This window comes from Thermodesulfobacteriota bacterium (assembly GCA_040753795.1).
In the GTDB taxonomy this organism is placed as follows: Bacteria; Desulfobacterota; Desulfobacteria; order Desulfobacterales; family Desulfosudaceae; genus JBFMDX01.
Genome location: JBFMDX010000002.1, coordinates 150,579 through 162,993, shown reverse-complemented (window position 1 = coordinate 162,993; position 12,415 = coordinate 150,579). Strand labels below are relative to the sequence as shown.

At 57.1% G+C, this 12,415-nt stretch carries 15 protein-coding genes; 4 read left to right on the top strand and 11 right to left on the bottom strand.

The window, feature by feature from the left end:
- Positions 1-78: 78 nt before the first annotated feature.
- The 3 genes from AB1724_03550 to AB1724_03540 are packed head-to-tail and all read right to left on the bottom strand — an operon-like array spanning position 79 to position 2,566.
- Positions 79-873 carry a YkgJ family cysteine cluster protein gene (locus AB1724_03550; GenBank protein ID MEW6076865.1) on the bottom strand — a complete coding sequence of 265 codons (795 nt, stop codon included), beginning with the start codon at positions 871-873 and terminating at the stop codon, positions 79-81.
- Complete coding sequence (locus AB1724_03545; protein MEW6076864.1) at positions 870-1,475, bottom strand: hypothetical protein; 606 nt, start codon at positions 1,473-1,475, stop codon at positions 870-872. Before AB1724_03545 ends, AB1724_03550 begins: the two co-directional genes overlap by 4 nt.
- Positions 1,476-1,510: 35 nt before the next feature.
- Positions 1,511-2,566 (bottom strand): deoxyguanosinetriphosphate triphosphohydrolase, encoded by a 1,056-nt coding sequence (locus tag AB1724_03540; GenBank protein MEW6076863.1) that lies wholly within the window; start codon positions 2,564-2,566, stop codon positions 1,511-1,513.
- 150 nt (positions 2,567-2,716) lie between these two features.
- Here AB1724_03540 and AB1724_03535 point away from each other — a divergent pair, with 150 nt between their 5' ends.
- Positions 2,717-3,223 carry a nucleoside deaminase gene (locus tag AB1724_03535; protein MEW6076862.1) on the top strand — a complete coding sequence of 169 codons (507 nt, stop codon included), beginning with the start codon at positions 2,717-2,719 and terminating at the stop codon, positions 3,221-3,223.
- 7 nt (positions 3,224-3,230) lie between these two features.
- Here the strand turns inward: AB1724_03535 and hemW are convergent, their stop codons facing one another.
- From hemW to AB1724_03495, 8 genes are all read right to left on the bottom strand, one after another.
- Positions 3,231-4,391, bottom strand: coding sequence for a radical SAM family heme chaperone HemW (hemW, locus tag AB1724_03530; protein ID MEW6076861.1), 1,161 nt, complete (start codon positions 4,389-4,391; stop codon positions 3,231-3,233).
- Complete coding sequence (locus AB1724_03525; GenBank protein ID MEW6076860.1) at positions 4,391-4,936, bottom strand: 2-oxoacid:acceptor oxidoreductase family protein; 546 nt, start codon at positions 4,934-4,936, stop codon at positions 4,391-4,393. The genes hemW and AB1724_03525 overlap by 1 nt, the downstream gene beginning before the upstream one ends.
- A gap of 3 nt (positions 4,937-4,939) precedes the next feature.
- Positions 4,940-5,740 (bottom strand): 2-oxoacid:ferredoxin oxidoreductase subunit beta, encoded by an 801-nt coding sequence (locus AB1724_03520; protein ID MEW6076859.1) that lies wholly within the window; start codon positions 5,738-5,740, stop codon positions 4,940-4,942.
- Positions 5,741-5,742: 2 nt separating this feature from the next.
- Complete coding sequence (locus tag AB1724_03515; protein ID MEW6076858.1) at positions 5,743-6,891, bottom strand: 2-oxoacid:acceptor oxidoreductase subunit alpha; 1,149 nt, start codon at positions 6,889-6,891, stop codon at positions 5,743-5,745.
- The gene (locus tag AB1724_03510; protein MEW6076857.1) at positions 6,888-7,100 is read right to left on the bottom strand and encodes a 4Fe-4S binding protein; all 213 of its coding nucleotides are present in this window, start codon (positions 7,098-7,100) and stop codon (positions 6,888-6,890) included. The genes AB1724_03515 and AB1724_03510 overlap by 4 nt, the downstream gene beginning before the upstream one ends.
- Before the next feature lie 5 nt (positions 7,101-7,105).
- Positions 7,106-8,269, bottom strand: a complete 1,164-nt coding sequence (locus AB1724_03505) for a radical SAM protein (protein ID MEW6076856.1) — start codon at positions 8,267-8,269, stop codon at positions 7,106-7,108.
- A gap of 67 nt (positions 8,270-8,336) precedes the next feature.
- Positions 8,337-8,468 (bottom strand): addiction module toxin, HicA family, encoded by a 132-nt coding sequence (locus AB1724_03500; GenBank protein MEW6076855.1) that lies wholly within the window; start codon positions 8,466-8,468, stop codon positions 8,337-8,339.
- A 44-nt stretch (positions 8,469-8,512) separates the two neighbouring features.
- A complete protein-coding gene (locus AB1724_03495; GenBank protein MEW6076854.1) occupies positions 8,513-8,731 on the bottom strand; it encodes a type II toxin-antitoxin system HicB family antitoxin in 219 nt (72 codons plus the stop codon).
- 554 nt (positions 8,732-9,285) lie between these two features.
- On the opposite strand from AB1724_03495, the gene AB1724_03490 reads away from it, so the two are divergent.
- The 3 genes from AB1724_03490 (at position 9,286) to AB1724_03480 (ending at position 12,307) form a co-directional block, all read left to right on the top strand.
- Entirely contained in the window at positions 9,286-10,509 is a 1,224-nt protein-coding gene (locus AB1724_03490) for an acyl-CoA dehydrogenase family protein (protein MEW6076853.1), read from the top strand.
- 138 nt (positions 10,510-10,647) lie between these two features.
- Positions 10,648-11,274, top strand: coding sequence for a DUF47 family protein (locus tag AB1724_03485; protein MEW6076852.1), 627 nt, complete (start codon positions 10,648-10,650; stop codon positions 11,272-11,274).
- Position 11,275: 1 nt separating this feature from the next.
- Positions 11,276-12,307: an inorganic phosphate transporter gene (locus AB1724_03480; GenBank protein ID MEW6076851.1), complete on the top strand. Its 1,032-nt coding sequence runs from the start codon at positions 11,276-11,278 to the stop codon at positions 12,305-12,307.
- The last annotated feature ends 108 nt before the right edge of the window (positions 12,308-12,415 follow it).

Here is a 12,415-nt window from a genome sequence, read left to right as displayed (position 1 = left end):
AGTTTTATATTTTCCATACCCGTCATTGTTTGTCAATTGATTCCGGCACCGTTGCAGACGGTTTTATGGCGTCTGTTTCTAATGTTTCCCGTTTTTCACTCGTAACCGGTCGCTGGTTGAGCCCCAGACAAAATACCGGATCCATTCGAACCCGAACAGCAACCGTTCCGTTTCGCTTTTCCGAATATTCTCAAGGATATCTCCTCTGACCCAATACCGATTCAGAAACGTGCTGTTGAACAGGAAGTCCCGGAAGGAATCCATGTTGTAGGCCGCCATGAAAGCCATTTTCGCCCGCGGACCGGACGGCCCTTCCGCGCCCCAGGGGTCGGTTGTAAACAGTGCCTTGACTTCGGCCCAGCGACGGGTCATCCGGATATAGGTTTCCGCCTCCTGGTCGGCTATCCACTGCTTTACCGTCAACGGCCGCTCCTCATCCTGTCCGCGGCAGAAATCCGGGGGCCGGAAAAAATAGACCATGTGCCCTTCCCGGTCGGAACCGTCATAATGCAGGCCCTGTTCAATGGGAAACAGCCGGCAGGAGTAGGTCCGGTCCGGGTAGACCGCACACCCCTCTTCCGTCAGAAAGGGGCAGATTTTCTCCGTTGTCTCGGACATGGACAGGAGCACATCCGGAAAATAATTCCCGGCCCGCATGACGACGTCCACATACCGGTCGAGAAATTCGGCCGCGGAAATGCCCAGCCGGTTTTTCAGGCGCAGGACGTCGTAGGGATAGAGAAACAGGTTGAGGTTCCGGCAGCACTGATTGAAGCAGGACAGGCCGCCATGGCAGGCAAAACGGAATTGATCGGATTCGGACAGGCGCTGTCCGGGGCAGGAGGAAAGGGCGGCGGCGGGGATGATCTTCATGGCTGAATGTCCGGGTCATGGGCGATCATCTGGGCGATGGTCATTTTAAATTTCCTGTCCAGGCCGGCCGCCTTCCGGAATTCCTGTTCCAGAGCGGACAGCTTCCGGTAAAACGGCGTCCGGTCAAAGGGAATGTAGTCCCGGTCCGGGAACCGGCCGGTAAAGACCGGGCATCCCTGGCCGCGGGAAACCGTGCCGTCGGGAAAACGGAGTTCATGGGGAACACCGTGCAGCCGGCAGATCATCAACCGGTGGCTGTGGAGACCGCACCGGCCCGCCGTGTTCAGGGGGCACATCCGCCGGGGCGTCCGCCCGCAGGCTTCATCTTCCGCCACCTGCCGGCAAACAGTCAGCGCGTCCCGGCCGATCTCCCGGCGCCGGTCTTCGGGCAGATGCGCCATTCCGGCCATCAGAAAATAATATTCAAGATAAGTGTGATTATAAAACCGGGTCCGGCAGCAGTTGTCCTGGCAACCATCGCAGGTAAAGCCGTAACGGTCGGCGATCGCGTTATAGGCATCGTCCATGGCGGCATAAATCGAGGCCAACCGTTCAGAAAAACCGGGATAGTCCCGGGTGATATCCAGCGTCGGCAGGTCCATCCTGTGATCATCCCGATAATCGGTTGGCATTGGCACTACACGTACGGTGACGGGAAAAAGAGACGGGTATACAGATGAATGGCGTATTCATCGGTAATGCTGGCGATAAAGTCGCACACCACCCGGTGCAGCCCCTCTTCGGCCTCCATGCAGGCGCCCATATCCATGCGCTGCATTTCCTTGTGCAGCACATCCGTGTTCTTCACGAAAAACTCGTACAGTTCGGATAATATCCGGCGGGCCTTGACGAATTCATTATGGACCTGGGGTGAGCGGTACACGTTTTCGTAAAGAAACTGCCGCAGTTCCGTCATGGCCTCAAACACCTCATCGCTGATCCGCAGGGTGATTTTCCCCGGAACCGCGGTGCTGGAATGGATCACATCCTGAATCATGGTGGAGCCCCGCTGCGAATGATCTTTGCCCAGAACCCGCACGCAACTTTCGGGGACCTGGGCCGGCGTGATGACCTTGCTGCGGATGGCGTCATCCAGGTCATGATTCAGGTAGGCCATGATATCGGCCACGCGCACGATCTGCCCCTCCAGAGTGATGGCCATTTCCGCCGGATCATCATGAATGATATTGCCGTATCCCTTGGAATGTTTCAGGATGCCGTCCCGCACCTCCACGGTCAGGTTAAGACCGAGCCCGTTGTTTTCCAGTTTTTCCACCACCCGCAGGCTCTGTTCGTTGTGGGAAAAACCGCACGGTGATATTTCCTTGAGAACCGTCTCGCCGCTGTGCCCGAAAGGGGTATGCCCCAGATCATGCCCTAACGCCACGGCTTCGGCCAGATCCTCGTTCAACTTCATGGCCCGGGCCAGAGTCCGGGAAATCTGCGCCACTTCCAGAGTGTGGGTCAGGCGGGTCCGGTACTGATCCCCCAGGGGCGAAAGAAACACCTGGGTTTTATGGTTAAGACGGCGGAAAGCATTGGAAAAAACAATGCGGTCCCGGTCCTGCTGAAAGGCGGTGCAGACCGGCTCCTCCGGTTCTTCCCGGTCGCGCTGCCGGATCCGGGAACTTAAGCACCCGTGGGGGGAAATAAAGAAGGGCTCTCTTTCTTCAATCTCTCGGCGGACTTTCAATCCCTGTTCCCTTTTATATATTGAAAAACATATTTCGATTTAAATAAAAAAAAGGATATATTCAAATAAAAAGATCATTTTGACAAGACGAATTTAGCTGGCTATGCCCTTTAGCTGATATCATTTATCAAGATATAATGGCGGCTTCTGATGATGACAGTTCATGAGCAATTGATGGCTATCGCCCTGGAACAGGCGAAAACAGCCCTGGACAACGGCGAATTTCCCGTCGGCTGCGTCATTGCCGACGGCAAGACCATTGTAGCTACCGGCGCCCGAACCGGGTCCCGTTCGGCCTTTCCGGATGAAACCGCCCACGCTGAAATGACCGCTTTACGGGCGCTGACCGCCTCCGGGTACCCGCTTGACCGCGGCCGCCTGACCCTCTATTCCACCCTGGAGCCGTGTCTGATGTGCTTTGGCGCCATCCTTATCCACGGCCTTCACACCATCGTCTATGCCTGTGAAGACGCCATGGGCGGCGGCACCGGCTGCGACCTGTCGGTGATGCCCGGTTTATACCGCAAACAGAATGTGACCATTATTCCCGGAGTGCTGCGGGAAAAAAGCCTGCTGCTGCTCAAAGCCTTTTTCGCCGATCCGGGCAACCCATACCTGCAATCGACGCCTCTGGCCGCGTATATTCTGGAACAGTAATCTTGTTTTATTCCAGCAACCCGGCCAGTTCAGCGGCAATGGTTTCATGAAACAGCATGCCCCGGGTGGAAAGCCGGCAGCGGCCCTGGGCCATCTCCAGCATTCCGGTTGACCGGTGTTCTGCCAGCACGGGGGCGAACAAAATTTGAAAGTCGGTTGAGAACTCCCGGTTAAAGGCGTCTATCTCAAGCCCTTCGGCCAGCCGCAGCCCCAGGTAGAGAGATTCCATCATCTTCTGACGGGCGGTCAGCAACTCGTCGGCCTGCCGCGGGGAGCGATCGGCGGACAGCCTTTCCACATAGTCGGACACGTCCCTGACGTTCCAGTACCGGACCGATCCGGTATAGGAATGGGCCGCCGGGCCCAGACCGGCGTAGGGAACCCGCTGCCAGTATTTGGTGTTATGGCGTGAACGGGTCTCCGGCCGGCAGGCGAAATTGGATATCTCATAATGAAGATAACCGTTTGCGGTCAGCACTTCGGCCGCGGCCAGAAACAGGTCGCTCTGACGGGCATCGGACAGGGGAACAAACGCCTTCCGGCGCAACGCCCCCTCCAGGGGTGTGCCGGTTTCCATGGTCAGCAGGTAGCAGGAAATATGCTCCGGCGCCAGGGCGATGGCCCGGCTTAAATCAGCCTCAAGGTCGGTCCGGGTCTGGCCGGGAAGGCCATAGATGATATCCAGACCGATATTGTCAAACCCGGCGGATCGGGCCGCGGCCACTGCTTCCAGACCCCGGCCCGCCGAATGGATTCTTCCCAGAAAAGCCAGGGCATTATCGTCAAAAGACTGAATGCCGATGCTGACGCGATTGACCCCGGCCTCCCGGACGGCCTTCAACCACTCCCGCCCGGCTGATTCCGGATTGACTTCGACTGTTATTTCACTATCAGTGTAAATATTTGATAATAAGTTTATTAAACTTATTATTTCAGTTATTTGATTTAAATTTAGAACAGACGGGGTACCGCCCCCGAAGTAAATAGTGTCAACGGCCATGGCCTTTTCCGACAAAACCATGGCCGCCTCTTTTTTCAGCGCTGTTACATAAGCGTCGATCAGCGATTGATCGGTGAGGGAATAAAAATCACAATAAGCGCATTTCTTCCGGCAGAAGGGAACATGGATGTAAATGCCGGCGGGTTGATGAATAAAGGATGAGGACATCAGCGGAGGTGGGGCTGGGCCAGGGTGAGGCCCATTTCAAAAGCCTTCCGGTTGACTCCCAGGAAATCGGACGGGATCCGGTCCGCCAGGGTTTTGAGCACCGACTCCCGGTTGACCGCACTGGTCAAGCCGACCACCGCGCCCAGCATGCAGATATTCATGACCAGGGGATTGCCGGCTTTTTCAGCGGCCGTATCGTAAAGGGGCAGCTCGATCTGACGGGCGTCGACCTTCTTGAACAGCTTGACGTTACGGGAGTCGGTCACCACCAGCCCGCCGGGCCGGATGGCCGTAGCGTATTTATTATAGGCCGCCTGGTTGAGGCAGACCAGCACATTGGCGTTGTTCACCCGGGGAAAATTGATGGGCGCGTCCGAGATGATCACTTCGGCCCGGGAAGCCCCGCCCCTGGCTTCAGGCCCGTAGGACTGGGCCTGAACCGCGTTGAGCCCTTCGTGAACCACCGCGGCTTCTCCCAGGATCACCGCCGCCGTGATGACCCCCTGACCGCCGGAGCCGGAAAAGATAAATCGGATTCTGGACATGATTTATTTTCCCTTCCTGGCTTTCTCGATTGTTTTTTCATATTCACTGCAATATTCAGGCCTCGCCTCTTCCACAAACACCCCGCGCAAAATCTTGCCGGCATCAGCTTCTTTTTCCCGGCCAGCGGGCACCGTGTTTTCCTTATAATAATTCATCATATCCGGTGCTTCGCCGGCCTTGTTCCGGCGACCGAAATAGGTCGGACACTGGGACAGGACCTCCACCACCGAAAACCCCTTATGCCGGATCGCCTTGATAAAAATGTCTTTCATTTCCTGGACGTGATAGGTGGTGGTTCGCGCCACAAAGGTGGCGCCGGCGGCTCTGGCCAGATCCGCCACGTTAAAATCATGATCTATAGTGCCGTATGGCGCGGTCGTGGCTTTGATGCCGGCGCCGGAAAGAGGGGAAAACTGCCCGCCGGTCATGCCGTAAATACGGTTGTTCATGACCACGGCGGTCATGTCGATATTGCGGCGGCAGGCGTGAATAAAATGATTGCCGCCGATGGCCAGGGCGTCGCCGTCGCCCATGGGCACGATGCAGGTCAGTTCCGGCCGGCTCATTTTCACGCCCGCGGCAAAGGCCAGGGCCCGGCCGTGAATGGTGTGCAGGGTGTGAAAATCGACATAGCCGGTGATCCGGGAGGAGCAGCCGATGCCCGACACCATGACGATATCGTTTTTATTCAAGGTCATCTCGTCGATGGCCCGAAGGAGGGCGTTTAAGACCGTGCCGTGGCCGCACCCCGGGCACCAGAGATGGGGGAAAAACCGCTCCCGGATATAGTCCCGTGCCGCCATGTCTATACCCCCCTTCCCTGAATCACCCGCAGCATGTTGCGGATATCGGTCGGCGTGATGAAAGCCCCGTCGATCCGGTTGACCAGGTAGACCCGCTCCGGATGGTCCACGGCCGCCCTCACCTCCCTGGCGATCTGCCCCATGTTCATCTCCACCACGGCGATGTAATCCGCGGCCGCGCACAGGCGCCGGACGACCTCCGTTGGGAACGGCCACAGGGTCTGCAACTCCAGCAGGCCGTAACGCTCCCCCCGGCGGCGGCGGTTTTCCACCAGGTGAAGGGCGGAGCGGGCCGAGGAACCGTAGGAAACCAGAACCAGATCGGCGTCGTCCAGGTAAAAGGTCTTGTAGTGGGCCATGGCGGCAACGTTGTTTTCGATTTTGTCGACCAGGTGGCGCATCAGGCTGTGCACCACGCCGGGGTCTTCCGAGGGAAAGCCCCACATGTCATGAAACAGCCCGGTCACATTGTGGCGGTGAACCCCGCCGAAATCGGACATGGGCAGGCGCCCGTCTTCCCGGGGCAGATAGGGATGGAAATCCACACCCTGTTTGACGGTGGTCCGCAGCCGGTCGGCTACGGCCAGCTCTCCCTTTTCCGGAATGATCACCTTTTCCCGGGTATGGCCGGTCACCTCGTCCAGCAGCAGGATAACGGGGGTGCGAAAGGTTTCGGCGAGGTTAAAGGCCTCCACCGTCATGGAAAACACGTCCTGGTTGCCGGAGGCGGTCAGGGCGACCATGGCATGATCGCCGTGGGTGCCCCAGCGGGCCTGGCACACGTCCCCCTGCATGGCATGGGTCGGCAGCCCGGTGGACGGCCCGCCCCGCTGGACATTGACGATGACACAGGGGATTTCCGCCATGACGGCATAACCCAGGGCTTCCTGCATGAGCGAAAATCCCGGGCCGCTGGTGGCGGTCATGGCCTTGCGGCCGGTCAGGGAGGCGCCGATGACGGCGCACAGGGAGGCGATTTCGTCCTCCATCTGCACGAACTTGCCGCTGATTTTCGGCAGGGCCGCGGCCAGATACTCGGCGATCTCCGTGGAGGGCGTGATCGGATACCCGGCGAAAAACGCCAGTCCGGCATACAGCGCCGCCTGGGCGCAGGCTTCATTGCCCTGAAGGAATTGAATGTTTCCGTTCATTTGCCGCCCTGTCCCTCCCGAACAAAAATGGCCATGTCCGGGCACCGGTACTCGCACATCCGGCAGCCGATGCATTGGTCCGGATGCTCGGCAACCGCCTTGCCGCCGGCGTCCAGGGCCAGCACGCCCTTGGGGCAGAAGCGCGCGCAGATGCCGCAGCCCTTGCACCAGTCCCGTTCGATAATATGTTCGTAACGTCGTTCCGTCATTGTCATCAGATGAATCGATTCATCGCCTCTTCTATCACTGATTCCACATTCTCCGGCGTTATCCCCATCTTGGCGCAAAGGGCCCGGGCCCGCTCCAGCCGCTCCGAATCATTCATGTCATCCAGGGTATGAAAAAACGACAGGCGCCGGCCGACCTGATACAGGGTCTGCTGCTCCGGCGACATGGCCAGAAACCGCCTGATCGGCGCCAGCATCTTTTCCTTGTCCTGGGGCAGAATCCCGTCCACCTCCTCAAACAGATTGAGCACGTGATCGCTTTTTACCGCGGAGCCGATGCCCTCCAGAGAGCCCAGAAAAGCCAGCAACTCCTCGGCCATCTGGATATCCGTGCATTTTGTAAAACGCCCGGCCTTGTATTCATCATGCAGGGCCAGGCCCGGCGGCACGGCCAGGGTCCGCAGGCGGATAAAATCCGGATTAATCTGGTTCAGCGCGTCGGCGGTTTCCCGGGCATGCTCGTCGGACAGTTCCCGGCCGCCCAGGCCCGGCATGACGTATTCGGACAGCTCAAACCCGGCGGCCTTGACCTTCCTGCCGGCGGCAATGTGTTCGGCCTTGGTCACCCCTTTTTTGACCATCTCCAGGACCCGGTCGGAGCCGGACTCAAGGCCGATGTGGATGCGGCTTAAACCGGCCCGCCGGATCCCCTCCAGTTTGTCCTGGGGGATTCGGCAGATGGTATGGGACCGGGCGTAAGAAGTGACCCGCTCGATACGGGGGAACCGCTTCATGAGATGCTCCAGGATATCGATCAGGTCTTCCGGCTTGATGATGAGGCTGTTGGCGTCCTGGAGAAAGACCGAACGCATGCCGGCGGAAACCCAGTTAACGGCCGCGTGCAGGGCCGGCTGTTCAATGGCCGGCAGCTCTTCGGCGATACGGTAGAAGTCCTCCCTGGAAATCATGCCCTGGTCGTCGGCAGCCGCCATGAGCCGTCCGATGCTGTGATAGACCGAGTCGATATCGGCCTTGACATGCTCGGGATCCCGCAGGGAAAAGCGGCTCCCCTTGTAAACCGGGCAGAAGGTGCAGCGGTTCCAGGGACAGTTTCTGGTCACCCGGATCAGCAGGCTGGCGGCTTCGCTGGGCGGTCGGATAGGCCCCTGTTCAAAGCCATGGTAGATCTCGTTCTTTTTTTTCCCCGGCATAATTGATTTTTCCAAAACAGTTGAGATGAGTACACGCTAGCGTTAATGCTGCAATATGTTCGGTCATTTACTCCGCATTGAGGTTCTTCAGAATTCTTTTGGCTAATGGTTCCTTTATCTCGGTGTGTCTGGGCACTGCTTCAATCGTACCGTTCTTTGGATTTATCCAAAGAGAATGAGAGGCACCTTCTCGTTTCATGTATCATCCCGCGATTCTTAACCTTCTTTCCAAGTCTCGTCGCTTCATCCGACCAGAACCTTTTCCTGAATGGCGTCATCGGGAAGCCCTCGGAGAATGTCAGCCTTTCGGTCTTCTACAATCAACTCTATAGCGTCACGAAGATTATTTTTTGCTTCCTCTATTGTTTCTCCCTGACCATTGGCGCCTGGAACTTCCGGACAAATCGCCCAGAAGCCGCCTTCAGGCGCCGGTTCAATTATTGCCGTAAACTCTGCTTTCATAATCATCCCCCATTCTTTTATGGCCGAACCGCGGAAGCCAGAGACAGCCAGAGCTTTCTCCGACTGTCTTTAAAGATGGTTATAAGTTTGGTTTGTCTCATATTATTCTACTCCCGCACTTTCGGCAGTTTCGATTCGGCCAACCCCTGTAAATAAATTTGCGGACGAAGTATGCCGAGGTTCCGCATTGGGGGCACCGAATAACCAGAAAATTTATCAACGAAATTATGATCATCCAGAAGAAGAGATATATGACTGCTTCATTACCTAATAAGTTTGACGCCCACATCAGCAGAAGAGCACTTCCTCCAATCATCCAGAATGCATTTAAAAGCCAGAATTTAGCGCGCACATTCATATGGAGTGCCTAACATATAATTATATTTTAACTATATCATACTGTTAATCAATATCAATAGCCGGTTATGCCACACGCTGCCTGTTGCCGAAGACTTTATGAGGTTTGAATCCCCCTATATATAATGATATAAGCGGCTATAAACAACTAAACGCCACAAACAAATAAACCGCCGTGCCTTTGGGGAGGATCCGCCATGATCGAGCTCAAACAGGAACACCGCATGATTGAACAGGCCATCCGCGACTATGCCGAAAAGGAGATCCTGCCGAAAATTCCGGAGTTTGAAAGCGGCCGGGAGCTGCCTTATGATTTAATGCGGCGGATGATGACCGACGTCATGGGCGCAAGCTGGATCAGGGATTCCCTGAACCGGCGGGCGGACAAGATGGAAAGCGGCCAGTGGGACGCCTCCCGGTCAAAGGGCGCCATGGACGTCATGGAAGGCATGGACCCGCTGCTGGTCTCGGTGGTGGTCAAGGAGATGTCCCGGGTCAGCCCGGGGTTCTGCATGTCCTGGGGCGCCGGCGTGGGCCTGTGCGGCGGCAACATCCTGGATAAAGGCACGCCGGCGCAGATCAGAAAGTACGCCGTGCCGGCCATCACATTTGAAAAAATCGGGGCCTGGGCCCTGACCGAGCCCGAGGCCGGTTCCGACGCCCTGGGCGCCATGAAGACCACCGCCCGAAAAGACGGGGATCATTACCGGATCAGCGGCAGCAAGACCTTTATCACCAACGCGCCGTACGCGGATATCTTTGTGGTCTATGCCAAGCTGGACCAGGGCCAGCCCGCCGCCGAGCAGATCCCCCACGCCTTTATCCTGGAGCGCGCCATGAAGGGCCTGTCCACCGGCAGCCCTTTAAAAAAGATGGGCATGAAGGACTCGCCCACCGGCGAGATTTTTCTGGATGATGTGGCCGTGCCCGCGGAAAACCTCCTGGGCGGGAAAGAGAAGCAGGGCGGCCGCCGGGAGGTCCGGGATTCCCTGGGCTCGGAACGGACCGGCATCTGCCCCATGTGCCTGGGCATTATCGAAAAATGCTACGAACAGTCGGTGAAATACGCTAAAAAACGCCGCCAGTTCGGCCGGCCCATCGGCGAATTCCAGGCCGTTCAGCTCCAGATCGCCAACATGTACATCCACCTGCAGAACTGCTGGTCCATCGTTCTCCGCCTGGCCGACATGGCCCGGGCCGGCAAGCCGGACATGGCCTATGTCTGCGCCACTAAAGCCTACGCCGCCCGGGCGGCCGTGGAGGTGGCCCTGGACGCCATCCAGATCCACGGCGGGTACGGGTACATGGAGGAATACCACATCGAAAAACTCATGCGGGACGCCAAACTGCTGGAAATCGGCGCCGGCACCACCCATATCAACCTGCTGACGGCCGCCCGGCTGGAGCTGGGAATCAAATGAAAAGCCGCCTATAAAATCCGGTGTTGCCTTCTGAAAAAACCTGTTATATGAAACCCCCATGTGAATTGTAAAAAAACCGTTACGTAATGATTAGCGACGGCCTTAAAAACCGATAATCGAAAAAAGGACGGCCCGGTCATGTTAAAAAAATTTTTGCCCAAGACAACGAGTTTCTTTGACTATTTTGAAGCGCATAACGCCCTGATCAGCGAGGCCTGCGAGTACCTGATCAAGCTGGCGGAGGGGAACGTCGATGTCGTGGCCATCTGCGCCAGGATCAAAGAGATCGAAACCCGTGCCGACCACATCACCCATGAATGCATGTCGGCCCTTCACCAGACCTTCATCACGCCCTTTGACCGCAATGAAATCCGCCGGCTGATCAGCCGGCTGGACGATATTCTCGACCTGATCGAGGAGGCCGCCACCTGCATCAAACTATATGAAATAAAAGAAATAAAACCGGAAATGCTGGCCTTTGCCATTATCCTGAGAAACGCCTCCCGAACCCTCGGCGATATCATGAAGCTGATGCGCAAGATCACCGATCCCCCGGCCATCAGCGAAAAATGCAAGTTTGTCTCCAAGATGGAGCAGGAAGGCGATTTCATACTTCATTCCGCCATGGCCAGGCTGTTTAAAGAGGAAAAGGACCCGTTCACGCTGATCAAGTGGAAAGAGGTCTTTGAACTGCTGGAAAAGGCCACGGACAAATGTCATGACGTGACCAAAACCATCGAAGGCATTGTGATCGAGGCTTCTTAATATGGACTGGGCTCTGATAGTCGTCATTTTCACCGTTGCGGTCGCCCTGATCTTCGACGTCATCAACGGGTTTCATGATTCGGCCAACTCCATCGCCACCGTGGTCTCCACCCGGGTGCTGAGTCCCGGAGTGGCCGTATGGTGGGCCGCATTCTTTAACTTTATCGCCATGTTTTTTTTCGCCCCCAAGGTTGCCAGCACGATTTCCAAAATCGTCCGTATCGATCCTACCGACCCGCATTTTGTCTATGTGGTTTTGACCGGTCTGATCGGCGCCATTGTCTGGGACCTGCTGACCTGGTGGTGGGGCCTGCCCACCAGTTCCTCCCATGCCCTGGTCGGCGGCTTTACCGGAGCCGGCATCGCCTATGCCGGATGGGACATCATCCGCTGGGACAAGATCTGGATTACCGTCAAGTTTATTCCCCTGGCCCCTCTGCTGGGCCTGGTCATCGGCATGTTCATCATGTTCACCGTTATCTGGGTCTTCCGCAAATGGCGGCCCTATTCGCTGGACAAACTGTTCCGCAAAGGCCAGCTGGTTTCCGCGGCCCTTTATTCCCTGGGCCATGGCGGCAACGACGCCCAGAAAACCATGGGCATCATCATGGCCCTGCTGTTTGCCGCCGGCATGATGCCGGCCGACACCCAGCTCTCCCTGCTGGACATGAAAACCGCCTGGATTATCCTGTCCTGCCACCTGGCCATGGCCGTGGGAACGGCTTTCGGCGGCTGGCGCATCGTCAAAACCATGGGCATGAGAATCACCACCCTCAAGCCCATCGGCGGATTCTGCGCCGAGACCTCCGGCGCCATTACCCTGTTTCTGGCCACCCACATGGGCGTGCCGGTTTCCACCACCCACACCATCACCGGTTCCATCATCGGCGTGGGTGCCGTCAACAAACTGTCGGGGATCAAGTGGGGCGTGGCCCAGCGGATCGTCTGGGCCTGGGTAGTCACCATCCCGTTTTCAGCCCTGGTGGCGGCCGGCTGTTTTATGATCGGGAAAAGCCTGCACGGCCTGCTTTAGCCCGGGATAGCCGGCTCCAGGTCTCTCTTCTCACCGTGTGGTCAACCCACCACCTGAACCCAAAAATAAAAGGGGATGCGGCTTTATCCTGAATCGCCGCAACCCCTT

Bases quoted from the DNA above. Each gene is read 5' to 3' on its own strand.
- AB1724_03505 (MEW6076856.1), bottom strand. From the start codon at position 8,269: ATGCCGGGGAAAAAAAAGAACGAGATCTACCATGGCTTTGAACAGGGG.
- AB1724_03480 (MEW6076851.1), top strand. From the start codon at position 11,276: ATGGACTGGGCTCTGATAGTCGTCATTTTCACCGTTGCGGTCGCCCTG.
- AB1724_03510 (MEW6076857.1), bottom strand. From the start codon at position 7,100: ATGACGGAACGACGTTACGAACATATTATCGAACGGGACTGGTGCAAG.
- AB1724_03520 (MEW6076859.1), bottom strand. From the start codon at position 5,740: ATGGCGGCACGGGACTATATCCGGGAGCGGTTTTTCCCCCATCTCTGG.
- AB1724_03515 (MEW6076858.1), bottom strand. From the start codon at position 6,891: ATGAACGGAAACATTCAATTCCTTCAGGGCAATGAAGCCTGCGCCCAG.
- hemW (MEW6076861.1), bottom strand. From the start codon at position 4,391: ATGTCCTCATCCTTTATTCATCAACCCGCCGGCATTTACATCCATGTT.
- AB1724_03490 (MEW6076853.1), top strand. From the start codon at position 9,286: ATGATCGAGCTCAAACAGGAACACCGCATGATTGAACAGGCCATCCGC.
- AB1724_03500 (MEW6076855.1), bottom strand. From the start codon at position 8,468: ATGAAACGAGAAGGTGCCTCTCATTCTCTTTGGATAAATCCAAAGAAC.
- AB1724_03485 (MEW6076852.1), top strand. From the start codon at position 10,648: ATGTTAAAAAAATTTTTGCCCAAGACAACGAGTTTCTTTGACTATTTT.
- AB1724_03495 (MEW6076854.1), bottom strand. From the start codon at position 8,731: ATGAAAGCAGAGTTTACGGCAATAATTGAACCGGCGCCTGAAGGCGGC.
- AB1724_03550 (MEW6076865.1), bottom strand. From the start codon at position 873: ATGAAGATCATCCCCGCCGCCGCCCTTTCCTCCTGCCCCGGACAGCGC.
- AB1724_03535 (MEW6076862.1), top strand. From the start codon at position 2,717: ATGATGACAGTTCATGAGCAATTGATGGCTATCGCCCTGGAACAGGCG.
- AB1724_03525 (MEW6076860.1), bottom strand. From the start codon at position 4,936: ATGTCCAGAATCCGATTTATCTTTTCCGGCTCCGGCGGTCAGGGGGTC.
- AB1724_03545 (MEW6076864.1), bottom strand. From the start codon at position 1,475: ATGGACCTGCCGACGCTGGATATCACCCGGGACTATCCCGGTTTTTCT.